The organism is Cereibacter changlensis JA139, assembly GCF_003034985.1.
Classification (GTDB): Bacteria; Pseudomonadota; Alphaproteobacteria; order Rhodobacterales; family Rhodobacteraceae; genus Cereibacter; species Cereibacter changlensis.
The window spans coordinates 1-25,786 of sequence record NZ_PZKG01000007.1; the positions used below are offsets into that span (position 1 = coordinate 1).

The window sequence follows — 25,786 nt, forward strand, 5'->3', positions numbered from 1 at the left end:
GTTGTAAACATCCGGATGCGCCTTCTCCATCTCGTCGAGCAGCAGCACGCAATGCGGGTGCTGGTCGACGCCATCGGTCAGCATGCCGCCCTGGTCGAAGCCGACATAGCCCGGAGGCGCGCCGATCAGGCGGGAGACCGCGTGTTTCTCCATGTATTCCGACATGTCGAAGCGCAGCAGCTCCACCCCGAGGATCGAGGCCAGTTGCTTGGCCACCTCGGTCTTGCCGACGCCGGTGGGGCCGGCGAAGAGGTAGTTGCCGATCGGCTTCTCCGGTTCGCGCAGGCCGGCGCGGGCCAGCTTGATCGCCGAGGACAGCGATTCGATGGCGCGGTCCTGGCCGAAGACGACGCGCTTCAGCGTCTTCTCCAGATCGCGCAGCACCTCGGCATCGTCCTTGCTGACCGATTTCGGCGGGATGCGGGCGATCTTGGCGACGACCGCCTCGATCTCCTTCGGGCCGATGGTCTTGCGGCGCTTGCTGTCGCTCAGCAGATGCTGGGCGGCCCCGGCCTCGTCGATCACGTCGATCGCCTTGTCGGGCAGCTTGCGGTCATGGATGTAGCGGGCCGAAAGCTCCACCGCCGAGCGGATCGCGTCCTGGGTGTAGCGCAGGTCGTGATGCTCCTCGAAATAGGGCTTGAGGCCCATGAGGATCTTCACGGTGTCTTCGACCGAAGGCTCGTTCACGTCGATCTTCTGGAACCGGCGGCTGAGGGCGCGGTCCTTCTCGAAGTGCTGGCGGTATTCCTTGTAGGTGGTCGAGCCCATGCAGCGCAGCTTGCCGCCCTGCAGCGCGGGCTTCAGCAGGTTGGAGGCATCCATCGCGCCGCCGGAGGTCGCCCCGGCGCCGATCACGGTGTGGATCTCGTCGATGAAGAGGATCGCGTCGGGGTGATCCTCCATCTCCTTGACCACGGCCTTCAGCCGTTCTTCGAAATCGCCGCGGTAGCGGGTGCCGGCCAGCAGCGCGCCCATGTCGAGCGAGAAGATGGTGGCGGAGGCGAGGATCTCGGGCGTTTCGCCGTTGATGATCTTCCAGGCCAGGCCCTCGGCGATGGCGGTCTTGCCGACGCCGGGATCGCCCACGAGGAGCGGGTTGTTCTTGCGGCGGCGGCAGAGCACCTGGATGCAGCGCTCGACCTCCATTTCACGGCCGATCAGCGGATCGACGTCGCCCTTGCGGGCCTTCACGTTCAGATCGACGCAATACTTGGACAAAGCGGATTCCTTCGCCTCGCCCGCTTCGGCCTTGGGCGTTTCGTGGTGTTCCTCCGCGCCGGTAACCGGCCGCGGCTCGCCGTATGAGGGGTCCTTGGCCACGCCATGCGCGATGAAGTTCACCGCGTCGTAACGGGTCATGTCCTGCTCCTGCAGGAAATAGGCGGCATTCGACTCGCGTTCCGCGAAGATGGCGACCAGCACGTTGGCCCCGGTCACCTCGGTGCGGCCGGAAGATTGCACATGGATCGCGGCGCGCTGGATCACCCGCTGGAAGGCGGCGGTCGGCACGGCTTCGGAGCCCTCCACCGTGGTGACGAGGGTCGAAAGGTCGTCGTCGATGAAATCGACCAGCGTCTTGCGCAGCTCGTCGAGGTCGACCGAACAGGCCTTCATCACCCGGGAAGCGTCAGGTTCGTCGAGCAGGGCCAGCAGGAGATGTTCAAGGGTGGCGAGTTCGTGGCGGCGGGCGTTCGCAAGCGCCAGGGCGCCGTGGATGGCTTGCTCGAGTGTGTTTGAAAAAGATGGCACGTTCGGGTGCTCCTGTCCTGCGGGCGGAGGGGCGTAGGGCCTCTCGCAACCTTGGCCTCGTAAGGTTTAAAGTTCGGTTTTATTCGCCGGTCTTCAAGTGTTATTTCCGGCGCCGTGTGGTTTCCGGCGCGGTCTACGCAAATTGTGATCGTCTTTGCGCGGATGCGTCAGAATTTGTCCTTCCGGCGGCGAATCTCGGCGAAAACCTCGGCATCCCCGGCATCGGCCATGTCGACGGCGGTCTTCAGCTCCGGCAGGTTCGCGCGCAGAAAGGGGTTGGTGGCCAGTTCGTCGGCGAGTTGCGAGGGAACGGTGGGTCTGCCGTCCTTGCGGGCGGCGGCGATCGACCCTGAGCGGAAGATAAGCTCGGGATTGGCCGGTTCAAGGGAGCGGGCGAAGCGGGCGTTGGACTCGGTGTATTCGTGGCCCGAGCAGATCAGCGTGTCGCCGGGCAGGGCGGCCAGTTTCGACAGGCTGCGCCACATCATCTCGGCCGTGCCCTCGAACAGCCGGCCGCAGCCCATGGCCATCAGGCTGTCGCCGGTGAAGGCCAGCTCGGACTGCGGGAAATGGAAGGCGATGTGGCCGATGGTGTGGCCGGAGACGTCGAGGGTGCGGCCGGTCTCGGACCCCACGGTGACCTCGCCGCCCTCGTCCAGCGCGAGGTCGAGCGGCGGCAGGCGATGCGCGTCGGCGGCGTTGCCGACGACCCTGGCCCCGGTCTGCCGCCGCAGCTCCTCCACGCCCTGGATGTGGTCGGCGTGGTGGTGGGTGAGCAGGATCTGCGACAGCGACCAGCCGCGCGCCGCCAGCGCCGCGAGGATCGGCGCCGCCTCGGGCACATCGACCACGGCGGTGTCGCCGGTTTTGGCGTCGTGGATCAGGAAGGCGTAGTTGTCGGACAGGCAGGGGATGGTGACGAGTTCAAGCGGCATGGTCTTTCCTCTCTTCTGTTGTAGTGTGGGCCGAAATACCGCCCGGACAAGGCCCCGCTCCGCATGCATCTTGATGTGCTCGACCTGCGAAACTTCTATTACCGGACCCAGCTGGGCCGGGTCGCGCAGCGGGCCATCCGGGACCAGATGCAGAAGCTCTGGCCCGAGGCGCAAGGCCAGACTGTCGCGGGCTTCGGTTTTTCCGTGCCGTTGCTGCGCCCCTACCTCGCCGAGGCGCGGCGGGTGATCGCGCTGATGCCGGGTCCGCAGGGGGTGATGCCCTGGCCCGCGGGGATGGAGAACGTCTCGGCGCTCTGCGAGGAGACGCATTGGCCGCTGGCCACCGGCATGGTCGACAAGCTGGTGATGCTGCACGGGCTGGAGACCTCGGAGCACCCGACCGAGGTGCTGGAGGAGGCCTGGCGCGTGCTGGGGCCGGGGGGCAAGGCGCTGTTCATCGTGCCCTCGCGCTCGGGGCTCTGGGCAAGGCGGGACGGGACGCCCTTCGGCTTTGGCCGGCCCTATTCGCTGGCGCAGCTGGAGACCCAGCTGAAGCGGCACAACTTCACCCCTGAACGGTCGCTGGCGGCGCTGTTCGCCCCGCCCTCGGGCCAGCGCTTCTGGCTGAAGACGGCGGAGTTCTGGGAGAGCGGCGGGCGCAGGTTCGCGCCCTGGCTGGCGGGCGGGGTGCTGATGGTGGAGGCGTCGAAGCAGGTCTATGCGCCGACGCGGGGCGGGCTGCGCGAGGCGGTGCGCCGGCCGCTGCGCGTGCTGGAGGGCCTGCCGCAGCCGCTGCCGGCCCCCAGCGCAAGGCAATGCCGCGACGTCGCGGGGGAGGACTGTTAGCGGCACCATTTTGCCGCATGGACCTGTCCTGTCGGGGCAGGGTGAATCAACCCTTGACGCGCCTGTCGATAATTTTGCCCCCGCCGTCCCGTCCAAATTGCGGGCAGGTGGAAAAGCCGTTGAATTCCCAAGGAAACAAAGCCGCCCCGCGCAGGCGCGGCCGCGACCTTGGTGGTTGCGGGGTGAGAAACCGTCTGCTACACCCGCCGCGAACTTGAGACGCATGCACCCGTATGCGCCACGGAATGCCTCTGACCAGAGCCGACTTCGCCGCGGTCCGGAGGCCAAGATATCGAAAGGGTTGACGTGTCCGAACCAGCTTCGATTTCCACAGGCATTGCCGCGCGCTACGCCGCCGCCGTTTTCGAACTGGCGAAGGAAGAGAATGCTCTCCCCGCACTGGAAGCCGACATTGACGCGCTGGAAACCGCGCTGAAAGACAGCGCCGACCTGCGCGACCTGGCCTTCTCGCCGCTCTACTCCCGCGAAGACCAGTCGAAGGCCATCGCCGCGATCTCGGCGAAGATGGGCCTGTCGACCCTGACCGCGAACACGCTGGCGCTGATGGCCTCCAAGCGCCGTCTCTTCGTGCTGACGCAGATGATCGCCAACATCCGTGACCGCATTGCCGACGAGAAGGGCGAGATGACTGCCGAAGTCACCGCCGCGGCGCCGCTCACGCCCGAACAGGCAAGCAAACTCGCCGCGACGCTGAAGGCGCGCGCCGGCAAGGACGTGAAACTGAAAACCACCGTCGATGAATCCCTCATCGGCGGTCTTGTCGTCAAGCTCGGCTCGACCATGATCGACACCTCGATCAAGGCAAAGCTCGCGGCTCTCCAGAATGCAATGAAAGAGGTCGGATAAATGGGTATCCAAGCTGCTGAGATCTCTGCGATCCTCAAGGAGCAGATCAAGAACTTCGGTCAGGATGCCGAAGTTGCCGAAGTGGGTCGCGTGCTGAGCGTCGGCGACGGGATTGCCCGCGTCCACGGCCTCGACAACGTCCAGGCCGGCGAGATGGTCGAGTTCCCCGGCAACATCCGCGGCATGGCCCTCAACCTCGAAGTCGACAACGTCGGCGTCGTGATCTTCGGCGACGACCGTTCCATCAAGGAAGGCGATGTCGTCAAGCGCACCAAGTCCATCGTGGACGTGCCCGCCGGTGACGCGCTGCTCGGCCGCGTGGTCGATGGCCTCGGCAACCCGATCGACGGCAAGGGCCCGATCGCGGCGACCGAGCGTCGCGTGGCCGACATCAAGGCCCCGGGCATCATCCCGCGCAAGGGCGTGCACGAGCCGATGGCCACCGGCCTGAAGTCGGTCGACGCCATGATCCCGGTCGGCCGCGGCCAGCGCGAGCTGATCATCGGCGACCGTCAGACCGGCAAGACCGCGATTGCGCTCGACACCATCCTGAACCAGAAGTCCTACAACGAGGCGGCTGGCGACGACGAGAGCAAGAAACTCTACTGCATCTACGTGGCCATCGGCCAGAAGCGCTCCACCGTGGCGCAGCTGGTGAAGAAGCTCGAAGAGACCGGCGCCATCGCCTACACGATCGTCGTGGCCGCGACCGCTTCGGACCCGGCGCCGATGCAGTTCCTGGCGCCTTATTCGGCGACCGCCATTGCGGAATACTTCCGCGACAACGGCCGTCACGCGCTGATCATCTACGATGACCTTTCGAAGCAGGCCGTCGCCTACCGCCAGATGTCGCTGCTGCTGCGCCGTCCGCCGGGGCGTGAAGCCTACCCGGGCGACGTGTTCTACCTCCACTCCCGCCTGCTGGAGCGTTCGGCCAAGCTGAACGCCGACCACGGCTCGGGCTCGCTGACCGCTCTGCCGATCATCGAGACCCAGGGCGGCGACGTGTCGGCCTTCATCCCGACCAACGTGATCTCGATCACCGACGGCCAGATCTTCCTCGAGACCGAGCTGTTCTACCAGGGCATCCGCCCCGCCGTGAACACCGGTCTGTCGGTGTCGCGCGTGGGCTCCTCGGCCCAGACCGACGCGATGAAATCGGTCGCCGGCCCGGTGAAGCTGGAACTGGCGCAGTATCGCGAGATGGCGGCCTTCGCCCAGTTCGGTTCCGACCTCGACGCCTCGACCCAGCAGCTGCTGAACCGCGGCGCCCGCCTGACCGAGCTGATGAAGCAGCCGCAATATGCGCCGCTGACCAACGCCGAGATCGTCTGCGTCATCTTCGCCGGCACCAAGGGCTACCTCGACAAGGTCGCGGTGAAGGACGTTGGCCGCTGGGAAGCGGGCCTGCTGAAGCACCTGCGCACCAATGCCAAGGATCTGCTGTCGGACATCACGCTCAACGACCGCAAGGTGAAGGGCGAGCTGGAAGACAAGATCCGCGCAGCACTGGACGCTTTCGCGAAAGACTTCGCCTGAGGGCGCGGCAGGGAGATAACGGATGCCCAGCCTTAAGGACCTGAAAAACAGGATCGGAAGCGTCAAGAACACGCGGAAGATCACCAAGGCCATGCAGATGGTCGCGGCGGCCAAGCTCCGCCGCGCGCAGGATGCTGCCGAAGCCGCCCGGCCCTATGCCGAGCGGATGACCTCGGTCATGTCCGGCCTGTCGTCGGCCGCCAGCGGCTCCGCCGAGGCGCCGCGGCTGCTGGCGGGCACCGGCAGCGACAAGGTGCACCTCCTGGTGGTGATGACGGCCGAGCGCGGGCTCTGCGGCGGCTTCAACTCCACCATCGTGCGCCTGGCGCGGGTGCATGCCAACCGGCTTATCGCCGAGGGCAAGACGGTGAAGATCCTCACCGTCGGCAAGAAGGGCCGCGAGCAGCTGAAGCGCGACTTCGGCAGCTACTTCGTCGGCCATGTCGACTTCAGCGAGGTCAAGCGCATGGGCTATGCCCAGGCGCAGACCGTGGCGCGCGACGTGCTCTCGCGGTTCGACGAGGGCGAGTTCGACGTGGCGACGCTGTTCTTCAACCGCTTCCAGTCGGTGATCTCGCAGATCCCGACCGCGCAGCAGGTGATCCCGGCGAAGTTCGACGAGGCCCCGCAGGTCTCCGCTCTCTACGACTACGAACCGTCCGAGGAAGGCATTCTGGCCGATCTTCTGCCGCGGGCCGTGGCGACGCAGGTCTTCACCGCCCTGCTGGAGAACGCCGCCTCGGAACAGGGCGCACGGATGAGCGCGATGGACAACGCCACGCGCAACGCGGGCGACATGATCAACCGTCTGACCATCCAGTACAACCGGTCGCGGCAGGCCGCGATCACCAAAGAGCTTATCGAAATCATCTCGGGCGCCGAGGCGCTCTGATCGAGACGGAGAGACGACATGGCAACAGCGACAGCACATGGCAAGATCACCCAGGTGATCGGCGCCGTGGTGGACGTGCAGTTCGAGGGTGACCTTCCGGCCATTCTGAACGCGCTTGTCACCAGCAACAACGGCAAGAAACTGGTTCTGGAAGTGGCCCAGCACCTCGGCGAGAACACCGTGCGCACCATCGCAATGGATGCGACCGAGGGTCTGGTCCGCGGCGAGCCCGTGTCCGACACCGGCGCGCCGATCTCGGTGCCGGTGGGCGACGCCACGCTGGGCCGCATCCTGAACGTCATCGGCGAGCCGATCGACGAAAAGGGTCCGGTTGCCTCGACGACGCTGCGCGCCATCCACCAGCCAGCCCCGACCTTCGCCGAACAGGCGACCTCGTCGGACATCCTCGTAACCGGCATCAAGGTGATCGACCTGCTGGCCCCCTACTCGAAGGGCGGCAAGATCGGCCTCTTCGGCGGTGCGGGCGTGGGCAAGACGGTTCTGATCATGGAACTGATCAACAACATCGCCAAGGTGCACTCGGGTTACTCCGTGTTCGCCGGCGTGGGCGAGCGGACCCGTGAAGGGAACGACCTCTACCACGAGATGATGGAATCGGGCGTCATCAAGATCGACAACCTCGCCGAGTCCAAGGTGGCGCTTGTCTATGGTCAGATGAACGAACCGCCGGGCGCGCGCGCCCGCGTGGCGCTGACCGGCCTGACGCTGGCCGAGCAGTTCCGCGACCAGTCGGGGACGGACGTGCTGTTCTTCGTGGACAACATCTTCCGCTTCACCCAGGCCGGTTCGGAAGTGTCGGCTCTGCTGGGCCGTATCCCGTCCGCCGTGGGTTACCAGCCGACGCTGGCCACCGACATGGGGGCGCTGCAGGAGCGGATCACCTCGACGAAGGCCGGCTCGATCACCTCGGTGCAGGCCATCTACGTTCCGGCCGACGACCTTACCGACCCGGCTCCGGCGACCTCCTTCGCCCACCTCGACGCCACGACCGTTCTGTCGCGCGCCATCTCGGAACTCGGCATCTACCCGGCCGTGGACCCGCTCGACTCGACCTCGCGGATCCTCGACCCGACCGTCGTCGGCCTCGAGCATTACGAGACCGCCCGTGCGGTGCAGGGTATCCTCCAGCGCTACAAGTCGCTGCAGGACATCATCGCCATCCTCGGGATGGACGAACTGTCGGAAGAGGACAAGCTGACCGTGGCCCGCGCCCGGAAGATCCAGCGCTTCCTCAGCCAGCCCTTCGACGTGGCCAAGGTCTTCACCGGCTCCGACGGCGTGCAGGTTCCGCTCGAGGTCACCATCGCCTCGTTCAAGGCGGTCGTGGCCGGCGAATACGATCACCTGCCGGAAGCGGCCTTCTACATGGTCGGCGGCATCGAGGACGTGATCGCCAAGGCGCAGCGTCTCGCTGCAGCCGCGGCGTAAGGGGGCACCATGGCGGGAACGCTGCAATTCGACCTCGTGTCGCCCGAGCGGAGGCTTGCCTCCGTCCAGGCCACCGAGGTGCAGATCCCGGGGGCCGATGGCGACATGACGGCGATGGAAGGGCATGCCCCGACCATCACCACCCTGCGCCCCGGCATCCTCCGGGCAGTCAGTGCGGCGGGCGTCCAGTCCTATGCCGTCACCGGCGGCTTCGCGGAGATCACCGCCACCAGCATCTCGGTCCTGGCCGAGCGCGCCATCCCGGTTGAGGAACTGACCGGGACCGTGTTCGACGAGCTTCTGGCCGAAGCGCGCAGCCTGTCTGCGGCCGCGCTGCCGGAAGACAAGGACGGCGCCGAGAAGATGGTGAACGAAATCCTCGCGATGCGCGGCGCGACGGGTCACTGACCCGTTGCGACCCTGAAGACACGAAGGCCCCGCTTTTGCGGGGCCTTTTGCATTTCGGTAGGGTTTGGGGGGCTCCGCCTTGCGGGCGTTTGCGGGGCAGGGGAGGGCGGCCTCAGCCGCCCCCAGAGCGCCTCAGCCGCGCTGGTACATGCCCTCGTAGATCGGCACCAGCGTGTCGGTCTCGAACAGCGACGATACCGAGGTGCCGCTCCAGATGTTGAGGATCGCTTGCGCGAACATCGGCGCGGTCGGCACGATGCGGATGTTCGGAGCGGCGCGGACCAGCGCCGAGGGCTCGATCGAGTCGGTGATGACCAGGCTCTTCATCACCGATTTCGACACCCGCTCCACCGCCGGGCCCGACAGGACGCCGTGGGTGATGTAGGCATGCACCTCGGTCGCGCCGTTCTCGGACAGGAGTTCCGCCGCCTTGCAGAGCGTGCCGGCCGTGTCGCAGATGTCGTCGACGATGATGCATTTCTTGCCGGCGACGTTGCCGATCACCGTCATCTCCTGGATCTCGCCAGCCTTCTCGCGGCGCTTGTCGACGATGGCCAGCGGCGCGTTGATCCGCTTGGCGATCTCGCGCGCCCGGGCCACGCCGCCCACGTCGGGCGAGACCACCATCACGTCTTCCAGCTGGCCCTTGAAGTGGTGTTCGATGTCCAGCGAGAACACCGGGGCGGAATAGAGGTTGTCCACCGGAATGTCGAAGAAGCCCTGGATCTGGGCGGCGTGCAGGTCGAGCGTCAAGACGCGGTCGATGCCGGCCTCGACGATCAGGTTGGCCACCAGCTTGGCCGAGATCGGGGTGCGGGCCTTGGCGCGGCGGTCCTGCCGGGCGTAGCCGAAATAGGGGATCACGGCGGTGATGCGGTCCGCCGAAGAGCGGCGCAGCGCGTCGGCGATGATCAGGAGTTCCATGAGGTTGTCGTTGGCCGGGTTCGAGGTCGGCTGGATGACATACATGTCCTCGCCGCGGACGTTCTCGTAGACCTCGACGAAGATCTCCTGATCGTTGAACCGTTCCACCCGGGCGTCGACCAGAGCCACGGCCATGCCGCGATGCACCGACATGCGGCGGGCGATCGACTTGGCGAGAGTCAGGTTGGCATTGCCGGAGATCAGCTTCGGCTCGTTCATGGCAGGCATTGGGGGCAATCCTCGATGGTCCGGCTGGCGGATTCGTGACGTTGCCTCCGCATATCACCCGGCCCCGCGGTTGAAAACCGCGGGGAGCGACCTAGCCGTGTCGGGTGTGGCGAATGCGCTATTCAGGCCGACGGCGCGGCGAGGGCGCCGAGGAAGGCGTCGACATCCGCCTCGGTGGTGGACCAGGAGCAGACCAGCCGGGCCGTCACGCCGTCCGGCGTCTCGGCCATCGGGTAATAGACCGCACCGGCCGCTTGGGCCCGCTCATGCGCGGCGCGCGGCAGGGTGGCGAAGATCATGTTGGCGTCGACCGGATGCAGCAGCGTCGCCCCGGCGGCGGCGAGCCCGTCGGCCAGCCGGGCGGCGGCGGCGTTGGCGCGGGCGGCGAGGTCGAGCCAGAGATCGTCCTGCAGATAGCCCTGCATCTGCGCCGAGAGGTAACGGTGCTTGGAGAACAGATGCGCGCCCCGCTTGCGGCGCAGCTCGAACTCCCAGGCCTTCTGCGGATCGAAGAGCACCACGGCCTCCACCCCCATCAGCCCGTTCTTGGTGCCCCCGAAGGAGAGCACGTCGATGCCGGCCTTCCAGGTCATCTCGGCCGGCGAGCAGCCCGCCGCGACCAGCGCATTGGCGAAGCGGGCGCCGTCCATGTGGCAGGCCAGCCCCTGCGCCTTGGCGATGGCGCAGAGCCGCGCCACCTCGGCGGGGGAATAGACCGTGCCGGCCTCGGTCACGTTGGTCAGGCTCAGCGCCGCCGGCTGCACGCCATGCACGCCGCCGCCGGAGGCGGTGCGGATCGCCGCGTCCAGCGCCACCGGGTCGATCTTGCCATGCGCGCCCTCGACCAGCACCAGCTTGCCGGAGCCGTAGAACTCCGGCGCGCCGCATTCGTCCATCTGGATATGCGCGGCGCTGTGGCAGAAGGTGGCGCTCCACGGCTCGCAGAGAGTCGCCAGCGCCAGCGAATTCGCCGCGGTGCCGGTGGCCACCAGATAGACCGCCGCCTCGGGCGCCTCGAAGATCTCGCGGATACGGTCGCGCACCTGGGTCATGATCGGGTCGCGGCCATAGGGCATGGCGAAGCCCTCGTTGGCCGCGTTGAGGGCGGCCATGACCTGCGGCGGCACGGCCGAGGCATTGTCGGAGGCAAAGAACATCAGGGCGTTTCCTCGATTATGTAGTCTTCCCAGTCTTCCTCCGCGACTTCGAACTCCGGCACCGTCCAGCCGCGGGCCGAGACGCCGGCGGCATGCACGGTCTCCGGGTCGCCGGAGATCAGCGGGTGCCAGTCGTGCAGCGGCTTGCCCTCGTGCAGCAACCGGTAGGCGCAGGTGCGCGGCATCCAGTAGGCGATCTTCGGCAGGGTGGCGGGGGAAAGCTGGACGCAGTCCGGGACGAACTGGCGGCGGTTCTCGTAATTCGAGCAGCGGCAGCTGTCGCCGTCCAGAAGGCGGCAGGCGACGCGGGTGAAGGCGACCTCGCCGGTATCCTCGAATTCGATCTTGTTCAGGCAGCATTTGCCGCAGCCATCGCAGAGCGCCTCCCATTCGGGGGTCGTCATCTTGGTCAGCGGCACGGTTTCCCAGAACCTGGGACGGAGGCGGGGCGGTTGCATCGGGGCACCTTGGGGGCTTGGCCCGCAAAAGGAAAGGGGATCAGAGGCGGGCGAGGATCTCGCGCGCGCGGGCGCAATCGGCGTCCATCTGGGCGATCAGGCCGGGCAGGCCGGTGAAGACCATCTCGGGCCTGAGGAATTCGACGAAGGCGACCGAGAGGTGCTGGCCGTAGAGGTCGCCGGTGAAATCGAGGAGGAAGCTTTCGAGGTTGGGCTGGTTCACCCCGAACATCGGCCGCACGCCGAGGCTGGCCGCGCCATTGTAGCTGCCCGTCTGCGGCCCGGTCAGCACATCGACCTTCACCGCATAGACCCCGAGCCGTGGCAGGTGCAGCCCCGCCACCGACATGTTGGCGGTCGGATAGCCGAGCTCGCGGCCGCGCTTCTCGCCGTGCAGCACCTCGCCGTCGATGCGGTGCCAATGGCCGAGCATGCTGGCGGCGTCGAGCGGCCGACCGTCGGACAGCGCCTGACGGATCGCGGTGGAGGAGATCTCGCCCTCGGCCGACTGCACCAGCTCGGCGATGGTGACCTCGAAGCCGAGCGCGGCGCCGAGCGCCTGCAGATCGGCCGCGGTGCCGCTGCGGCCCTTGCCGAAGCAGAAATCGGCGCCGACGACGACGTGGCTGACGCCGAGCCCCTCGGACAGCACCTCGCGGGCGAAGGCCTCGGGCGTCAGCGCGGCCAGAGCCTCGCTGAACGGCAGCTGGTAGAGCCGCTCCACCCCCAGCTTGGCCAGCCGGTTGGCGCGGGCCTCGGGGTTCATCAGCCGGAAGGGCGGGGCCTTGGGGGCGAAGAACTCGCGCGGGTGCGGCTCGAAGGTGACGATGCCGAGCGGCGCTTCGGTGCGGGCGAGGTCGATCACGTGCTGGTGGCCGAGATGCACGCCGTCGAAATTGCCCATGGCGATGGAGGCGCCACGGTCTGCAGGCTCAAGCCCTTGCCAGTGCTGATAGATCCGCATCGGTCCCCAGAGGCGGGGACCCCGCCGTCAGTCGAATTTCCGGCTGGGCGCCAGAACCAGCGCCTCGCCCTTCAGGACAACGGTATCGCCCACCGCGCAATGGGTTTCAAGGGTCACCCGCCGCCGTTGGTGGTCGATGGCGGTCACCTTCACCTCGGCATAGACCGTGTCGCCGGGCCGGACCGGGGCCATGAATTTCAGCGACTGGCCGAGATAGACCGTGCCGTGCCCAGGCAGCTGCTCGCCGATCACCGCCGAGATCAGCCCGGCGGTCAGCATCCCATGGGCGATGCGGCCCTGGAAGATGGTGTCGCGGGCATAGTCGTCATCCAGATGCACCGGGTTGTGATCGGTCGAGACCTCGGCGAACAGCTCGATGTCGCGGTCGGTCACCACCTTGCGCAGGTAGCGGACCATGCCGATCTCGATATCCTCGATACAGATCGTGCCGCGGGGCATGTTGTCGAGCATCCTGCGATTCCTCCAGCCGGGTGGGAGAAGCGTAGTCGATGCTGCGCCGCAGCGCAAGGCGCTGCGGTAACTTCTTGTCTTCAATGCGGCAGAGGGCGCAATTTTGTTACCGGGTCACCGCAGGTGGCCGATGGTCAGCGTCGGGTCCAGCTGCCGCGCGGCCAGCCAGATCTCCAGGAGTTCGGTGTCGAGATTGACCGGGTCCGGCCCGAACTCCCCGGCGGCCAGCCCCTCGGAGACGAAGAGCGTGTCGAGCCCCTCGGCCACGCCGCCGCGGATGTCGGTGAAGATGCCGTCGCCGATGCAGAGGATGTCCTCGGCCCGGGCGGTGTGGTCCAGCGCCGCCAGCCTGCGGCGGGCGAGGTCGTAGATCGGCGGGTGCGGCTTGCCAAAATACAGGCTCTCGCCGCCCATCTCGTCATAGGCCTGGGCGAGCGCGCCGGCGCAGTAGAGCCGCTTGTCGCCGAAATCCACCACGATATCGGGATTGGCGCAGAGCAGTTTCAGCCCGTTGGTCTTGGCGTAGAGCAGGGTGGCGCGGTAATCCTCGGGCGTCTCGGTCAGGTCGTCGACGAGGCCGGTGCAGACGATGCCCTCGGCCTCGTCCAACGGCACCCGGACGATCGGCGGCTCGCCCGCCAGCGTCTGCGACAGGTCATCGGCGAATTCGGTGAAGAAGGAATGGTCCTTCTCCGGCCCGAGGTGGAAGACCTTGCGACCCACTGCGCCGGTGAGCAGGGCGTATTGCGCGGCGTCGCCGGAGGTGACGACCTCGTCATAGGCGTCATGCGGCACGCCGATCACGTCGAGCTGCCGGACGACGCTGGGCTTCGGCCGCGGCGCGTTGGTCAGCAGCACCACCGTCCCGCCCTGCTTGCGGAAGGCCTGCAGCGCGGCGACCGCCGAGGGGAAGGCTTCGCGGCCGTTGTGCAGGCAGCCCCAGAGGTCGCAGAACACGGCGCGGTACTGGGACGAGACATCGGCGAGGGAAGCGATGAGACGGGTCATCTGCGGCCTTTCGGTGGAGGTGAGTTCGATGCACGGAGCATGCACGGCGCGTGCATATCGCCTGTGACGGCGGCGGGGGAGAGGATCGCGGCCCGGAGGGCTGCCGGGCGGGGCCGCCCGGCGCGGGACGGAAGGCCGGGCGGGGCGCCCGGCCCGGAGATCAGAGCTTCAGCGCCGGGATGATCTGCTTCTTGCGGCTCATGATGCCCGGCAGCACGACGGAGTCGCCGGTGACGGTCGCGCCGAAGCTCTTCTCGGCCAGGGTCTTCACCAGCTCGTTCGGCACCAGCAGCGTCGCTTCCTCGCGCAGGATGTCGATGACGAAGAGCACGACCTGATCGGCGCCATCCTCGGCGGCGACGCCGGGCATCGAGGCCATCAGCGAGGCCTTGCGGTCGAGCACCACCTTCGGCGCCGTGGTCTCCAGCACCGAGATGCGGAACTGCTTGCCCTCGATCTCGTATTCCTTGGAATCCATCCGCAGCAGCTCGGCGTCGGAGAAGGCCGAGACGTCGGATTTGGCGGCGAAGAGCTCGGCGGCGAAGTCGGGGATGTTCACGTCCAGCTCGGCGGCGAGCTTTTCGGCCACGGCGCGGTCATGCGGGGTGGTGGTGGGCGAGCGGAATTCCAGCGTGTCGGACAGGATGCAGGACAGCATCGCGCCCTTGATGCCGCGCGGCGCGCGGTCCAGCGCATCGCCCATCAGGTCGTGCAGAATGGTGGCGGTGCAGGCCAAGGGGCGGATGGTGATGTCGATCGGCGCGCGGGTCTTCAGCCCGCCGACCAGCATGTGGTGGTCGATGATGCCGAGGATGTTGGCCTCGTTGATCGAGGGCGGCAGCTCGGCCGGGTTGTTGGTGTCGACGATCACGCAGCTGTCGCCGGCGGCCACGTCGGTGATGATCTCGGGCTTGGGCAGATCCCAGTGGCGCAGCACGAAGGCGGCCTCGGTGTTGGGCTCGCCCAGCAGCACCGGGGTGGCGGGGGTGCCGGCGATCTCGCTCAGGTACCAGGCCCAGATGATGGGCGAGCCGGTCGAGTCCGTGTCGGGGGATTTGTGGCCGAAGACCTTGATCATGGGATGTGCCTTGGTGCGCTGGTGAGGTTTGCCGCCTTATAGGCGGCGCGCCCGGCCTTGTCACCTCCGCGCGCCGCCGGAAAGCCGAACTCGCCGCGGTGCAGAGACGGGGCGGGGCGCTGCGGGGCATGCGTCAAGCGCATAGCGGGGATGCGGGTTTTCTGCGTTGCGGCGAAGCGGTTGGAGGGCCATCTTTGGCTTGTCGAAAAGACGTTACAAAGGAAATTCTGTCATGCACACGCTCGCCCTGAAACCGCAAAGCTTCAGCATCCGTCCGGTGCTGGCGTGGTTCGGCACCGTGTTTGCGGTCATTGATGCCGCCATCGCCGTCTCTGCCGCCGCTGAATCGCACCGCAAGCCCAAGGAGCGCGACCTGCGCACCCTGGGGATCAACCCGGCGCAATATCCCACCTTCTGATCCGGCTCAGAGCGGCAGGGCTTCCAGCGTGAAGCCCTCCCGCTCCAGCAGGCTCAGGATGCCATCGCGGCCCGGCAGGTGCAGCGCACCGAAGGCGACGACGACCGGGCCCTCGGCAAGGGCCGCCTCGATCACCGGCAGCCAGTCACGGTTGCGTTCGAAGATCACCGCCTCCTCCATCCGGGCGAATTCGGCATCGGCGCTCTCGGCGGTGTAGCCGGGCAGCTCGTGCGAGGTGATCCGCATCAGCTCCCAGACCTGCCGCGATTCCCCTGCGAAATAGGCGTCGGCCAGGGTGACGGCATAATCCGCCCCGCGCGCCTCCAGCGGCAGCGAGCTGCGCAGCATCGACAGCTGCTCTTCCTCCGTCAGGTGCTCGAACAGGGTGAAGACCGTGTCGAAGGGCTCCAGCGCCCGCACCGGCACCCCCGCGTCGTCGGCGGCCCGCATCAACTGGCGGTCGAGCCCGTTCTGCGCGCCGATCCCCTGCATGGCGCAGGCCGGGATGCCCAGCATCATCGAGACATACCAGGGCTGGAACTTCGCCGCGACGAAGGGCGGGATGCCGCGCGCCCGCATTGCTTCGGCCAGCGTCCGCCATTCCGGCTCGGACAGCAGCTCCGGCAGGGTCGCGCCCTCGCTGATCAGCAGGGCGGGGTTCTCCGCCATCGCGGCCTGCAGCGCTGCCTCCTCCTCCGGCCCGGCCTCGACCAGCAGGACCGTCGCCGCTTCGATCCGGGACGCAACCGCCGCGAGGGTCGCGGCATGGCGCGGGTCGTCCAGGTGATAGGTGCCGATCAGGTGCAGCACCTGCCCGCCGCGGGTGGCGCGCCAGAAATTGCCCTCCGGAAAGGGCTGCGCCGCCACCGCCGCCTCCAGCTCGGCCCGCTGCGCCTGCGGCAGGGCCTCGACCAGATTCTCGCCATCGCAGGCGGCGACCGTCGGGCCGCAGAGCAGGGCGAAAGCGAAGGCGAGCGGCAGGAGTCGGCGCATCCGGAGGTCCTTTGTTTGACCGGGCCAGAGTGACATGCGACCACGGCCATTCCAAGGCGGCGGGCCGGGCGGATGCCCGCAATTCGGCGCAGCCGACGGTTGACAGACTCGGGGCCCCTGCCTATCTACAGCGCTGTTGGCACTCACCACCTTCGAGTGCCAATGATATTCAACCTGGAACCTAGGGAGTGTTCTCAGATGGCATTCAAACCGCTGCATGACCGTGTACTGGTCCGCCGCATCGAAGGCGAAGAAAAGACCAAGGGCGGCCTGATCATCCCCGACACCGCGAAAGAAAAGCCCGCCGAGGGCGAAGTGATCTCGACCGGCGAAGGCGCACGCAAGGATTCGGGCGAGCTGATCCCGGTCGGCGTGAAGGCTGGCGACCGCGTCCTGTTCGGCAAGTGGTCGGGCACCGAGGTCACCATCGACGGCAAAGACCTGCTGATCATGAAAGAAAGCGACATTCTCGGCATCATCGCCTGATGGCGTCCGCTCGCCCGCAAGGCTGAGCGAAATCCCGAGAAGTCCCCCGAAACAATAGACTAGGAGCAACACAATGGCTGCTAAGGACGTCAAGTTCGACACCGATGCCCGCGACCGCATGCTGCGCGGCGTGAACATTCTCGCCGACGCCGTGAAGGTGACGCTGGGCCCGAAAGGCCGCAACGTGGTCATCGACAAATCCTTCGGCGCGCCGCGCATCACCAAGGACGGTGTGACGGTCGCCAAGGAAATCGAACTTTCCGACAAGTTCGAGAACATGGGCGCGCAGATGGTGAAGGAAGTCGCTTCCCGCACCAACGACGAGGCCGGTGACGGCACCACCACCGCGACCGTGCTGGCCCAGGCCATCATCAAGGAAGGCCTCAAGGCCGTCGCCGCGGGCATGAACCCGATGGACCTCAAGCGCGGCATCGACCTCGCGACCACCAAGGTCGTCGAAGCGATCAAGGCTGCCGCCCGTCCGGTGTCGGATTCGGCTGAAGTCGCCCAGGTCGGCACCATCTCGGCCAATGGCGAAGTCGAAATCGGCCGCCAGATCGCCGATGCGATGCAGAAGGTCGGCAACGAGGGTGTCATCACCGTCGAAGAGAACAAGGGCCTCGAGACCGAGACCGAAGTCGTCGAAGGCATGCAGTTCGACCGCGGCTACCTGTCGCCCTACTTCGTGACCAACCCCGACAAGATGGTTGCGGATCTGGAAGACGTGCTGATCCTGCTGCACGAGAAGAAACTCTCGTCGCTGCAGCCGATGGTCCCGCTGCTGGAAGCCGTGATCCAGTCGCAGAAGCCGCTGCTGATCATCTCGGAAGACGTCGAAGGCGAAGCGCTGGCCACCCTCGTGGTGAACAAGCTGCGTGGCGGCCTGAAGATCGCCGCCGTGAAGGCTCCGGGCTTCGGTGACCGTCGCAAGGCCATGCTGCAGGACATCGCGATCCTGACCGGCGGCCAGGTGATCTCGGAAGACCTCGGCATGAAGCTGGAGAATGTCACGATCGACATGCTCGGCCGCGCCAAGAAGGTCACGATCACGAAAGACACCACCACCGTCATCGACGGCGCTGGCGACAAGGCCGAGATCCAGGCCCGCGTCGGTCAGATCCGCACCCAGATCGAGGAAACCACCTCGGACTACGACAAAGAGAAGCTGCAAGAGCGCGTGGCCAAACTGGCTGGCGGCGTTGCGGTGATCCGCGTCGGCGGCATGACCGAAGTCGAAGTGAAAGAGCGCAAGGACCGCGTCGATGACGCCCTGAACGCGACCCGTGCGGCCGTGCAGGAAGGCATCGTCGTCGGCGGCGGCGTCGCCCTGATCCAGGCCGGCAAGGCCCTCGACGGTCTGACCGGCGCCAATGCCGACCAGAACGCCGGGATCATCATCGTCCGCAAGGCGCTGGAAGCTCCGCTGCGTCAGATCGCCCAGAACGCGGGCGTCGACGGTTCGGTCGTGGCCGGCAAGGTGCGCGAGTCGAACGACAAGAACTTCGGCTTCAACGCCCAGACCGAAGAATATGGCGACATGTTCAAGTTCGGCGTGATCGACCCGGCCAAGGTGGTTCGCACCGCCCTGGAAGACGCGGCCTCGGTCGCCTCGCTGCTGATCACCACCGAAGCCATGATCGCCGACAAGCCGGAGCCGAAAGGTTCGGCCGGCGGCATGGGCGGCGGCATGGGCGGAATGGGCGGCATGGACGGCATGATGTAATCCTGCCCGGATTGCCTATCGGGAAAAGGGGGGCCCAGTGCCCCCCTTTTTCATGGGCCCCCTTTTTTCATGCGCGCCTCTATGTGGGTTGGGCCGGATCAGGCGTCCTTCTCGGACGGGTCCTTCGCCCGGCAGGCCCAGCGTTGCAGCTGCCATTGCGGATGCTCGCCCACCCATTTCGCCAGGGTCGGCGCGGCGCCCAGCATGCAGGCCTGGTGGGAAATGTCGTTGTAGTAGAGGCTCTTCTTCTCGCAGTCCTGCGGCGATGCGCTCATGCAGACCACAAACATCAACTCGATCATGGCGACCTCTCGACGAAAGATGTGGCTCTCCCCGCGACCATGCTGCGCCCGGTCGCCGAAGCGGCGGAGCGCTTTGCGCCGCGCGGGGGCAGGCAAGCGGAAGATCGCCCGTCTCGGGAACAGTTGGCGCAGCATGCGCCGAAATTCCATGCGGACAATGAAGATTTTCGCCGGTTACGACCTTTTCCCGAGTCGCGCCCTGCCTCAGCCCTCCACGCCCCCGTCCGGCGCGGCGATCCGGGTCACGGTCAGGCTGGCGGTCCCCGCAGGGCGGCGCCACTGCACCTCGTCGCCGACCCGCGCCCCCAGCAGCGCCCGCGCCAGCGGCGATTGCGGCGCGATGCGGTGCTCGGCGGCGCTGGCCTCGTCCTCGCCGGTGATCTGCCAGGTGGTCTCGGCCCCGTTCTCGTCCTCCACCGTGACGCAGAGCCCGAAGGCGACCTCCTCCAGCGGCAGCGCCGCCGGATCGTTGAGGATGGCGCTGCGCAGCCGCGCCTCGAGATAGCGGATGTCACGCTCCGCCGCCGCCTCCGGCAGCCGGTCGAGCCGCTCGGCCCGGCCGCGCAGCGTGGCGAGCCGGGCCTGAGCCTCGGTCAGCCGCGCCTGCAACTGCGCCAGCCCGCGCGGCGTGACATGGTTCGGATGCGGGCTGACCGGCAGATCGGGCAGCGGCGCATTGTCCGGCCCGTCCTCCTTGACGAAGGCGCGGCTCATCGGCGGGCCCCGTTGGAGGGCCCGCAGACGGCGCACCCTGGCGCGAGGGGGCGCCGCGGGCCGTGGCGCGGCGCGGCAGGGGGGTGTGACAGGATCATCCGCCCAGCCTCGCAAGCCCGGGGATGATTGTCCACAGGCTGCGCGATGCCTAGATGACAGGGATGCGCCTGCTCCTCGCCCTGATCGCCTGTCTCGCCGCGCCGCCCGCGTTCGCGGCGGACTGCGTGGTGTTGCTGCACGGGCTGGCGCGGGGCCAGATGTCGCTGCTGCCGATGCAGGCGGCGCTGCAGGCCCAGGGCTTCACCGTGGTCAACCAGGGCTATCCCTCGACCGAGGCGACGATCGCCGAACTGGCCGAGGCCCATGTCGGCCCGGCGGTGGCGGCCTGCGGCGCGGCGCGGGTGCATTTCGTGACGCATTCGCTGGGCGGCATCCTGGTGCGCGACTGGCTGGTCGACCACCGCCCGGCGCAGATGGGCCGGGTGGTGATGCTGGCCCCGCCGAACCGCGGCTCGGAGCTGGTCGACGCCCTGGGCAGCATCGCCGCCTTCGAATGGATCAACGGCCCCGCCGGGCTGGAACTCGGCACCGGCGAGGGCTCGGTGCCGCTCGCCCTGCCGCTGCCCGACTACCCGCTGGGGGTGATCGCCGGCGACCGCTCGCTGAACCCGTTCTATTCCTCGCTGATCGAGGGGGCGGATGACGGCAAGGTCTCGGTCGCCAGCACAAGGTTGGCCGGGATGCAGGACCACCTGGTGCTGCCGGTGACCCATACCTTCATGATGATGAACCCGCTGGTGATCGCCGAAACCGTGCATTTCCTGCGTGAGGGCCGCTTCGATCCGAGCCTCACGCTCGGCCAGTCGCTGGAGACGACCTTCGGCCTCGCCCCCTGACCCGGTGGAGCCGCAGGGCGGGGCATCGAACCCCGCCCTGCGGCCGTGCCCGCGCCTCTGGCTTCTTCTTGGCCCAAATACTCACTGCAACGCTTGCCCCGGGCGGGCCGTCTCCCATCCGGGGCGCGGCAGCACCGGATGAGGGGGCTCGATGCCCCCGAGGACGGTTCTTCCGGCCGGCGGAAGATGAGTATTTTCGCCAAGAAGAAACTCAGGTGACGCGGATCTCGATCAGGCGGGGGCCGCTGCTCGGGGTGAGGGCGGCGCGCAGGGCTTCGGGGCTGTTCTCGACCGAGGTGAAGGGCAGGTCGCAGGCGGCGGCGAAGGGTTCGAGGTTCAGCGGCGAGGGGGTGCAGCCAATGACGTCGGTCCCGGACTCCTGCATGGCCTCGGCGATCTCGCGGAAGCCTGCGTTGTTCCAGAGGAGGAAGGTGATCGGCAGGCCTTCGTCCACGGCGGTGCGCAGCTCGCCGGGGCTGAACTGCAGCCCGCCGTCGCCGATCAGGCAGATGACCGGGACGCCGGGGGCGGCCAGCGCCGCGCCGACCGCCGCGCCGGGTGCGAAGCCGAGCGCGCCGTAGCCAGTGGCTGCGTTGAACCAGCCGCCGGGGCGGTCGTGGTCGTGGTAGAGGTTGCCGGCATAGATCGGCTGGGTGCTGTCGCCCACCACGATGGCGCCGGGGACCGCGTCGCGCAGCGCCTCGAGCATGGCAAGCTGGCGCCGCATTGCGGGCGAAAGCTCGGCCCGAGCCGCGGCGCGGGTGGCGGCGGCGCGGGCGGCGGCCTCGGCTTTGCCCTGCGGCAGCAGGGGCAGCAGGGCGTCGAGCACCGCCCCGCAGTCGGCTTCCAGCGTCAGGGCGGCGGGGTGGCGGGCGAGTTGTTCGGGGCAGAGATCGACGCGGATCATCTGCCCGAGGTCGGGCAGGCCGCCGCGCACATACATGTCGTAGTCGGTCGGCCCCAGCTCGGTGCCGAGCGCGAGGATGCGGTCGGCATCGGCGATCAGGCGCCGCGTCGCCTCGAGGCTGGGGCTGGCGGGGACGGTGAGCGGGTGGCCGTGCATCAGCCCGCGGGCGTTGGTGGTCTGCACCACCGGCGCGTCGAGCCGTTCGGCCAGGGCGCGCAGCGCCGTTCCGGCATGGCGCGCACCGCCGCCGGCGAGGATCAGCGGGCGCTCCGCGGCGGCGAGCAGCCGGGCGGCCTCGGCGATCCGGGTCGGATCGGGGGCGGGGCGAAGCTCGGGCTGCACAGGGGCGGCAGGCGGGGCGGGCAGGGGCATGACGTCGGTCGGCACCTCGAGATGCACCGGGCCGGGGCGGCCGCTGCCGAGCCGGGCGAAGGCGCGGGTCAGAGCGGGCTCCACCTCTGCCGGGTCGTCGATCCGTTCGGTCGGGCAGAGTGCAGCGACCATCGCCGCCTGATCGGGCAGTTCGTGCAAGAGGCCGAGGCCGCGGCCGAGCGAGCCGCGGCGGTTCACGCCGGAGATCACCAGGATCGGGATCGAATCGGCCCGGGCCTGCGCCATGGCGGTCAGCGCGTTGGTGACACCGGGGCCGGTGATGACCAGCGCCACGCCGGGCTTGCCGGAGACGCGGGCGTAACCATCGGCCATGAAGGCCGCGCCCTGCTCGTGCCGGGCGGTGACATGGCGGATGCCGGAGCCTGCAAGGCCGCGGTAGAGCTCGATCGTGTGGACGCCGGGGATGCCGAAGACCACATCGACTCCGCGCGCCTTCAGCCCGGCGATCAGGGCTTCGCCGACCGAGCTCATGCCGTCACCATCGGGCGGGCGGCGAAGGCAGCGATGCGCTCGCAGGCCTCGGCGATCACCGCATCGGGTTGGGTCAGGCCGACGCGGACCCAGCCGCCGAGCGCCGCACCGAAGGAGCTGCCGGGCATCACCGCGACGCCGGCCTCTTCCAGCAGGGCATGGGCGAAGGCGCTGCCGCTGCCGGAGACGGCGCTGACGTCGATCAGGGTGAACATCCCCGCCTCGGGACGGTGGACGCGCAGCCCGGCGACGCCGTCGAGCCGGGCGTGGATCATCTGCGCCCGGGTCTGGAAGCGCCGGGCCATGCCGGGGGCGACGGGCGAGGGATGGGAGACCGCCTGTGCCGTCATGTCGGCGATGAAGGGCTGGTTGCCGAAGAGCATGGTTTCCGAGAGCGGCAGCAGGCGGGTGCAGAACTCCGCCGGCCCGACGCACCAGCCGGAGCGGAAGCCGGGGGCGGCGTGGGATTTGGAGATCGAGGAGGCGACGATCACCCGCTCGGCCAGACGCGGGTCGCCGAGCGGCGAGGTGAACTGGGCGCCGGGGAAGACCAGATCCTCGTAGACCTCGTCGCAGAGGATCCAGAGGTCGTGACGGATCGCCAGATCGCCGATGGCGGCGAGGTCGGCGGGCGTGAGCACCGCGCCGGTGGGATTGTGCGGCGAGTTGAGGAAGATCACCCGCGAGCGCGGGGTGATGCGGGCGGCGATATCCTCGGCCTGCTGCCGGAAGCCGTGTTCGGGGCGCATCGGCACCGCGACCATGGTGGCGCCGGTCGAGGCGATGAGGCCCTCGTAGGTGGCATACATCGGGTCGCCGATCAGCACCTCGTCACCGCCCTGCACCAGTGCGGTGAGCACGGCGTAGAGCGTGGTCTGGGTGCCCGGAAAGCACATGACCTGATCGGGGCCGATGTGCCGGCCGCGCCGGGCCGAATAGCGGGCGGCCAGCGCGCGCAGCAGGTTCGGCTCGCCACGCCCGTTCGAATAGCCGGTGCGCCCGGCCTGCATCGCGGCGATGGCGGTCTCTGTCAGGGCCTCGGGCGTCGGCACGTCGGGCTCGCCGATGGTCAGCTCGATCACCTTGCGGCCCTCGGCCTTCAGCGCGCGGGCGCGGGCATGGATCTCCCATTTCGCGCCGCCAAGATGGGCGAGGCGCTCGGTCACGTCGGCATATTTCATGGGCTATCCTTGGTATCGGGAAGGGATGAGAGCAGGTCGGCGCCGATCATGGCGCCCACGGCCTTGAGGCCGATCCGCTCCAGTTCTCCGGGATCGAAGGCGTCGGGGATGGCGGAGCCTTCCAGCCAGAGCCCGTCGATCACGGCGTTGCAGGCGATGGCCTGACGCCGCAGGGTCTGCGGGTCGTCGGTCAGGCCGAGGGCGGCGATCAGCTGCTGCAGCTGGTCGCGGTAGTGCAGATAGGTGCCGCGGTGGATCTCGCGCATGTCGGGATCGCTGCGCACCATGTGGATGAAGCCAGCCCAGAGCCGCCTCGCTGCGCCGTCCACCACCGGCGGGCGCAGCGAGGCGGCGACGAAGGCCGCGAGCCGCGCCGCGGGGTCGGGCGGGGCGCCGGCCAGCACGGCGAGATTGTCCGCGATCATGCGGTCCATCACCCATTGGTAGGCGGCGCGGGTCAGGTCTTCCTTGGTCTGGAAATAGTGGCGGATCAGCCCGGCGGTGACGCCGGCGCGGGTGGCAATGGCGCGCACCGTGGCGGCCTGCATGCCGCCCTCGGCCAGAAGCTCCAGCGCCGCGGCGATCAGCGCCTCGCGCCGCCGCTCCTCGCCCTCCCGCACATATTTCCGCCGCTCTCCGGTCACCCGCCGCTCCAATTATACGCTTGCATAATTACAAACCAGCCGTCTTACTGCAATCACAATCCCGATGAGGTTCGATGCCAGACCCGCTTTCCGCTTCCCGACCCGCCTCCCCGAGCACCGCGATGGCTGCCCGTGCCGAGGCGATCCGCATCGAGGGTCTGCGCAAGAGTTTCGGTGAGCTCGAGGTGCTGAAGGGCGTGTCGCTGCTGGCGCATGAGGGCGATGTGGTGGCCATCATTGGCGGTTCGGGCTCGGGCAAATCGACCATGCTGCGCTGCATCAATTTCCTCGAGACGCCAAGCTCGGGGCGCATCGTCATCGCGGGCGAGGAGATCGCGCTGAGGGCCGACGGCACGCCGTCGAGCCGCCGCCAGATCGAACATGCGCGGCGGCGGCTGGGCATGGTGTTCCAGCAGTTCAACCTCTGGACCCACAAGACGGTGCTGGAGAATCTGATCGAAGTGCCGGTGCATGTGCTGGGCGTGCCCAGGGCCGAGGCGGTGGAGCGGGCGCGGAAGCTGCTGGCGCGGGTGGGGCTGGCCGAGAAGGCCGATGTCTATCCCGCCTATCTTTCGGGCGGTCAGCAACAAAGGGCGGCGATCGCCCGCGCATTGGCGATCGAGCCGCGCGCCATGCTGTTCGACGAGCCCACCTCGGCGCTCGACCCGGAACTGGTGGGCGAGGTGCTGGGGGTGATCCGCGATCTGGCCGCCGAGGGGCGGACGATGATCCTCGTCACCCATGAGATGAAATTCGCCCGCGAGGTCGCCTCGCATGTGATCTACCTGCACAACGGGGTGATCGAGGAGGAGGGCCCGCCCGAGCAGCTGTTCGGCGCCCCCCGCTCGGAACGGCTGAAGCAATTCCTGAAATCCGTGGGTTAACACGGAAACAACCAACGAGAGGTATCCCATGAAGACCACGATCCTGACGCTGACCGCGACGCTTCTGCTGGGCTCCGCCGCGCTGGCCGAGCCTGTGAAGGTCGGCATCGCCGCCGAGCCCTATCCGCCCTTCGCCTCGCCCGACGCCTCGGGCAACTGGGTGGGCTGGGAGGTCGACATGATCGGCGCGGTCTGCGCCGCGGCGGAACTGGAGTGCGAGGTGACGCCGGTCGCCTGGGACGGGATCATCCCGGCGCTGACCTCGGGGCAGATCGACGCGATCATGGCCTCGCTGTCGATCACCGAGGAGCGGCTGAAGACCATCGACTTCTCGGACAAGTATTACAACACGCCGACCGTCATCATCGGCGCCAAGGGCGACGACTTCGCGGCGACGCCGGAGGGGCTGGAGGGCAAGATCATCGGCGTGCAGGTCTCGACAGTGCATCAGGCCTATGCGCAGGCGCATTTCGCCGACGCCGCGGCCGAGATCAAGCTCTACCAGACGCAGGACGAGGCCAATCAGGATCTGGTCGCGGGCCGGATCGACGCGACGCAGGCCGACAGCATCGCGCTGGACGCCTTCCTCGCCTCCGAAGCCGGGGCCTGCTGCGACAGCAAGGGCGCGGTGGCCGACGATCCGGCGATCCTCGGGCTCGGCGTGGGCGTCGGCCTGCGCAAGGGCGACGAGGAGCTGAAGGCGAAGTTCAATGCCGGCATCGCCAAGGTTGTCGAGGACGGCACCTACGAGAAGGTCTCCGCCCCCTATTTCGCCTCGTCGATCTACGGCGGCTGAGG

The 25,786-nt window shown here is 67.9% G+C and carries 27 protein-coding genes; 12 read left to right on the forward strand and 15 right to left on the reverse strand.

What is annotated here, in order from left to right:
- Together C5F48_RS02645 and gloB are read right to left on the reverse strand one after the other, a co-directional pair.
- A partial coding sequence (locus tag C5F48_RS02645; protein WP_107662357.1) for an AAA family ATPase occupies positions 1–1,752 on the reverse strand: 1,752 nt, incomplete at its 3' end.
- A 167-nt stretch (positions 1,753–1,919) separates the two neighbouring features.
- The gene (gloB, locus tag C5F48_RS02650; RefSeq protein WP_107662358.1) at positions 1,920–2,687 is read right to left on the reverse strand and encodes a hydroxyacylglutathione hydrolase; all 768 of its coding nucleotides are present in this window, start codon (positions 2,685–2,687) and stop codon (positions 1,920–1,922) included.
- A 63-nt stretch (positions 2,688–2,750) separates the two neighbouring features.
- Between gloB and C5F48_RS02655 the strand changes: the two genes are divergently transcribed.
- The 6 genes from C5F48_RS02655 to C5F48_RS02680 all read left to right on the forward strand — a co-directional run bounded on the left by C5F48_RS02655 (position 2,751) and on the right by C5F48_RS02680 (position 8,688).
- Complete coding sequence (locus C5F48_RS02655; RefSeq protein WP_107662359.1) at positions 2,751–3,533, forward strand: methyltransferase domain-containing protein; 783 nt, start codon at positions 2,751–2,753, stop codon at positions 3,531–3,533.
- 306 nt (positions 3,534–3,839) lie between these two features.
- Positions 3,840–4,400 carry a F0F1 ATP synthase subunit delta gene (locus C5F48_RS02660; protein WP_107662360.1) on the forward strand — a complete coding sequence of 187 codons (561 nt, stop codon included), beginning with the start codon at positions 3,840–3,842 and terminating at the stop codon, positions 4,398–4,400.
- Positions 4,401–5,939 (forward strand): F0F1 ATP synthase subunit alpha, encoded by a 1,539-nt coding sequence (gene atpA / locus C5F48_RS02665; RefSeq protein WP_107662361.1) that lies wholly within the window; start codon positions 4,401–4,403, stop codon positions 5,937–5,939.
- A 22-nt stretch (positions 5,940–5,961) separates the two neighbouring features.
- Positions 5,962–6,831, forward strand: a complete 870-nt coding sequence (locus C5F48_RS02670) for a F0F1 ATP synthase subunit gamma (RefSeq protein ID WP_107662362.1) — start codon at positions 5,962–5,964, stop codon at positions 6,829–6,831.
- A gap of 18 nt (positions 6,832–6,849) precedes the next feature.
- Positions 6,850–8,280 carry a F0F1 ATP synthase subunit beta gene (gene atpD, locus C5F48_RS02675; RefSeq protein ID WP_107662363.1) on the forward strand — a complete coding sequence of 477 codons (1,431 nt, stop codon included), beginning with the start codon at positions 6,850–6,852 and terminating at the stop codon, positions 8,278–8,280.
- A 9-nt stretch (positions 8,281–8,289) separates the two neighbouring features.
- The gene (locus C5F48_RS02680; RefSeq protein WP_107662364.1) at positions 8,290–8,688 is read left to right on the forward strand and encodes a F0F1 ATP synthase subunit epsilon; all 399 of its coding nucleotides are present in this window, start codon (positions 8,290–8,292) and stop codon (positions 8,686–8,688) included.
- Between the two features lie 132 nt (positions 8,689–8,820).
- Here C5F48_RS02680 and C5F48_RS02685 read toward each other — a convergent pair whose 3' ends face one another.
- From C5F48_RS02685 to C5F48_RS02715, 7 genes are all read right to left on the reverse strand, one after another.
- The gene (locus C5F48_RS02685) at positions 8,821–9,840 is read right to left on the reverse strand and encodes a ribose-phosphate pyrophosphokinase (protein WP_107662365.1); all 1,020 of its coding nucleotides are present in this window, start codon (positions 9,838–9,840) and stop codon (positions 8,821–8,823) included.
- Between the two features lie 122 nt (positions 9,841–9,962).
- Positions 9,963–10,997, reverse strand: a complete 1,035-nt coding sequence (locus C5F48_RS02690) for a threonine aldolase family protein (RefSeq protein ID WP_107662366.1) — start codon at positions 10,995–10,997, stop codon at positions 9,963–9,965.
- Complete coding sequence (locus C5F48_RS02695) at positions 10,997–11,455, reverse strand: YcgN family cysteine cluster protein (RefSeq protein WP_107662367.1); 459 nt, start codon at positions 11,453–11,455, stop codon at positions 10,997–10,999. Before C5F48_RS02695 ends, C5F48_RS02690 begins: the two co-directional genes overlap by 1 nt.
- 40 nt (positions 11,456–11,495) lie before the next feature.
- Positions 11,496–12,419 (reverse strand): bifunctional riboflavin kinase/FAD synthetase, encoded by a 924-nt coding sequence (locus tag C5F48_RS02700; RefSeq protein ID WP_107662368.1) that lies wholly within the window; start codon positions 12,417–12,419, stop codon positions 11,496–11,498.
- A 27-nt stretch (positions 12,420–12,446) separates the two neighbouring features.
- Positions 12,447–12,890, reverse strand: a complete 444-nt coding sequence (locus C5F48_RS02705; RefSeq protein ID WP_107662369.1) for a MaoC family dehydratase — start codon at positions 12,888–12,890, stop codon at positions 12,447–12,449.
- A gap of 114 nt (positions 12,891–13,004) precedes the next feature.
- Positions 13,005–13,898 carry a TIGR01459 family HAD-type hydrolase gene (locus C5F48_RS02710; RefSeq protein WP_107662370.1) on the reverse strand — a complete coding sequence of 298 codons (894 nt, stop codon included), beginning with the start codon at positions 13,896–13,898 and terminating at the stop codon, positions 13,005–13,007.
- A gap of 160 nt (positions 13,899–14,058) precedes the next feature.
- Positions 14,059–14,976, reverse strand: a complete 918-nt coding sequence (locus tag C5F48_RS02715) for a manganese-dependent inorganic pyrophosphatase (RefSeq protein ID WP_107662371.1) — start codon at positions 14,974–14,976, stop codon at positions 14,059–14,061.
- A gap of 232 nt (positions 14,977–15,208) precedes the next feature.
- Here C5F48_RS02715 and C5F48_RS02720 point away from each other — a divergent pair, with 232 nt between their 5' ends.
- Positions 15,209–15,394: a hypothetical protein gene (locus C5F48_RS02720; RefSeq protein ID WP_107662372.1), complete on the forward strand. Its 186-nt coding sequence runs from the start codon at positions 15,209–15,211 to the stop codon at positions 15,392–15,394.
- Positions 15,395–15,400: 6 nt separating this feature from the next.
- On the opposite strand, the gene C5F48_RS02725 is transcribed toward C5F48_RS02720, so the two are convergent.
- The gene (locus C5F48_RS02725; protein WP_107662373.1) at positions 15,401–16,387 is read right to left on the reverse strand and encodes a TraB/GumN family protein; all 987 of its coding nucleotides are present in this window, start codon (positions 16,385–16,387) and stop codon (positions 15,401–15,403) included.
- Between the two features lie 198 nt (positions 16,388–16,585).
- On the opposite strand from C5F48_RS02725, the gene C5F48_RS02730 reads away from it, so the two are divergent.
- Positions 16,586–16,873 carry a co-chaperone GroES gene (locus C5F48_RS02730; protein WP_107662374.1) on the forward strand — a complete coding sequence of 96 codons (288 nt, stop codon included), beginning with the start codon at positions 16,586–16,588 and terminating at the stop codon, positions 16,871–16,873.
- A gap of 73 nt (positions 16,874–16,946) precedes the next feature.
- Entirely contained in the window at positions 16,947–18,596 is a 1,650-nt protein-coding gene (groL, locus tag C5F48_RS02735; protein ID WP_107662375.1) for a chaperonin GroEL, read from the forward strand.
- 98 nt (positions 18,597–18,694) lie between these two features.
- Here groL and C5F48_RS25960 read toward each other — a convergent pair whose 3' ends face one another.
- Both C5F48_RS25960 and C5F48_RS02745 read right to left on the reverse strand, forming a co-directional pair.
- Positions 18,695–19,033, reverse strand: a complete 339-nt coding sequence (locus C5F48_RS25960) for a hypothetical protein (RefSeq protein ID WP_245941384.1) — start codon at positions 19,031–19,033, stop codon at positions 18,695–18,697.
- A 69-nt stretch (positions 19,034–19,102) separates the two neighbouring features.
- Positions 19,103–19,612, reverse strand: coding sequence for a GreA/GreB family elongation factor (locus tag C5F48_RS02745; RefSeq protein ID WP_107662376.1), 510 nt, complete (start codon positions 19,610–19,612; stop codon positions 19,103–19,105).
- A gap of 161 nt (positions 19,613–19,773) precedes the next feature.
- Here C5F48_RS02745 and C5F48_RS02750 point away from each other — a divergent pair, with 161 nt between their 5' ends.
- The gene (locus tag C5F48_RS02750) at positions 19,774–20,508 is read left to right on the forward strand and encodes a lipase family protein (RefSeq protein ID WP_107662377.1); all 735 of its coding nucleotides are present in this window, start codon (positions 19,774–19,776) and stop codon (positions 20,506–20,508) included.
- Between the two features lie 211 nt (positions 20,509–20,719).
- Here C5F48_RS02750 and C5F48_RS02755 read toward each other — a convergent pair whose 3' ends face one another.
- Genes C5F48_RS02755 through C5F48_RS02765 form a run of 3 tightly spaced genes read right to left on the reverse strand, consistent with a single transcriptional unit; the run spans position 20,720 to position 24,104 of the window.
- Entirely contained in the window at positions 20,720–22,279 is a 1,560-nt protein-coding gene (locus tag C5F48_RS02755) for a 5-guanidino-2-oxopentanoate decarboxylase (protein ID WP_107662378.1), read from the reverse strand.
- Complete coding sequence (locus tag C5F48_RS02760; RefSeq protein WP_107662379.1) at positions 22,276–23,460, reverse strand: pyridoxal phosphate-dependent aminotransferase; 1,185 nt, start codon at positions 23,458–23,460, stop codon at positions 22,276–22,278. The genes C5F48_RS02755 and C5F48_RS02760 overlap by 4 nt, the downstream gene beginning before the upstream one ends.
- Positions 23,457–24,104 (reverse strand): TetR/AcrR family transcriptional regulator, encoded by a 648-nt coding sequence (locus C5F48_RS02765; protein ID WP_107662419.1) that lies wholly within the window; start codon positions 24,102–24,104, stop codon positions 23,457–23,459. The genes C5F48_RS02760 and C5F48_RS02765 overlap by 4 nt, the downstream gene beginning before the upstream one ends.
- 122 nt (positions 24,105–24,226) lie before the next feature.
- Between C5F48_RS02765 and C5F48_RS02770 the strand changes: the two genes are divergently transcribed.
- Positions 24,227–24,988 (forward strand): ABC transporter ATP-binding protein, encoded by a 762-nt coding sequence (locus tag C5F48_RS02770; protein ID WP_107662380.1) that lies wholly within the window; start codon positions 24,227–24,229, stop codon positions 24,986–24,988.
- 28 nt (positions 24,989–25,016) lie between these two features.
- A complete protein-coding gene (locus tag C5F48_RS02775) occupies positions 25,017–25,784 on the forward strand; it encodes a transporter substrate-binding domain-containing protein (protein ID WP_107662381.1) in 768 nt (255 codons plus the stop codon).
- Positions 25,785–25,786 lie beyond the last annotated feature (2 nt).

Coding starts and splice junctions, on each gene's coding strand:
- C5F48_RS02700 (WP_107662368.1), bottom strand. CDS start 12,419: ATGCGGATCTATCAGCACTGGCAAGGGCTTGAGCCTGCAGACCGTGGC.
- C5F48_RS02670 (WP_107662362.1), top strand. CDS start 5,962: ATGCCCAGCCTTAAGGACCTGAAAAACAGGATCGGAAGCGTCAAGAAC.
- C5F48_RS02680 (WP_107662364.1), top strand. CDS start 8,290: ATGGCGGGAACGCTGCAATTCGACCTCGTGTCGCCCGAGCGGAGGCTT.
- C5F48_RS02745 (WP_107662376.1), bottom strand. CDS start 19,612: ATGAGCCGCGCCTTCGTCAAGGAGGACGGGCCGGACAATGCGCCGCTG.
- C5F48_RS02705 (WP_107662369.1), bottom strand. CDS start 12,890: ATGCTCGACAACATGCCCCGCGGCACGATCTGTATCGAGGATATCGAG.
- C5F48_RS02750 (WP_107662377.1), top strand. CDS start 19,774: ATGCGCCTGCTCCTCGCCCTGATCGCCTGTCTCGCCGCGCCGCCCGCG.
- C5F48_RS02720 (WP_107662372.1), top strand. CDS start 15,209: ATGCACACGCTCGCCCTGAAACCGCAAAGCTTCAGCATCCGTCCGGTG.
- C5F48_RS02725 (WP_107662373.1), bottom strand. CDS start 16,387: ATGCGCCGACTCCTGCCGCTCGCCTTCGCTTTCGCCCTGCTCTGCGGC.
- C5F48_RS02715 (WP_107662371.1), bottom strand. CDS start 14,976: ATGATCAAGGTCTTCGGCCACAAATCCCCCGACACGGACTCGACCGGC.
- C5F48_RS02730 (WP_107662374.1), top strand. CDS start 16,586: ATGGCATTCAAACCGCTGCATGACCGTGTACTGGTCCGCCGCATCGAA.
- C5F48_RS02755 (WP_107662378.1), bottom strand. CDS start 22,279: ATGAGCTCGGTCGGCGAAGCCCTGATCGCCGGGCTGAAGGCGCGCGGA.
- C5F48_RS02695 (WP_107662367.1), bottom strand. CDS start 11,455: ATGCAACCGCCCCGCCTCCGTCCCAGGTTCTGGGAAACCGTGCCGCTG.
- C5F48_RS02690 (WP_107662366.1), bottom strand. CDS start 10,997: ATGTTCTTTGCCTCCGACAATGCCTCGGCCGTGCCGCCGCAGGTCATG.
- atpA (WP_107662361.1), top strand. CDS start 4,401: ATGGGTATCCAAGCTGCTGAGATCTCTGCGATCCTCAAGGAGCAGATC.
- C5F48_RS02775 (WP_107662381.1), top strand. CDS start 25,017: ATGAAGACCACGATCCTGACGCTGACCGCGACGCTTCTGCTGGGCTCC.
- C5F48_RS02685 (WP_107662365.1), bottom strand. CDS start 9,840: ATGCCTGCCATGAACGAGCCGAAGCTGATCTCCGGCAATGCCAACCTG.
- groL (WP_107662375.1), top strand. CDS start 16,947: ATGGCTGCTAAGGACGTCAAGTTCGACACCGATGCCCGCGACCGCATG.
- C5F48_RS02655 (WP_107662359.1), top strand. CDS start 2,751: ATGCATCTTGATGTGCTCGACCTGCGAAACTTCTATTACCGGACCCAG.
- C5F48_RS25960 (WP_245941384.1), bottom strand. CDS start 19,033: ATGCTGCGCCAACTGTTCCCGAGACGGGCGATCTTCCGCTTGCCTGCC.
- gloB (WP_107662358.1), bottom strand. CDS start 2,687: ATGCCGCTTGAACTCGTCACCATCCCCTGCCTGTCCGACAACTACGCC.
- C5F48_RS02770 (WP_107662380.1), top strand. CDS start 24,227: ATGGCTGCCCGTGCCGAGGCGATCCGCATCGAGGGTCTGCGCAAGAGT.
- C5F48_RS02760 (WP_107662379.1), bottom strand. CDS start 23,460: ATGAAATATGCCGACGTGACCGAGCGCCTCGCCCATCTTGGCGGCGCG.
- atpD (WP_107662363.1), top strand. CDS start 6,850: ATGGCAACAGCGACAGCACATGGCAAGATCACCCAGGTGATCGGCGCC.
- C5F48_RS02710 (WP_107662370.1), bottom strand. CDS start 13,898: ATGACCCGTCTCATCGCTTCCCTCGCCGATGTCTCGTCCCAGTACCGC.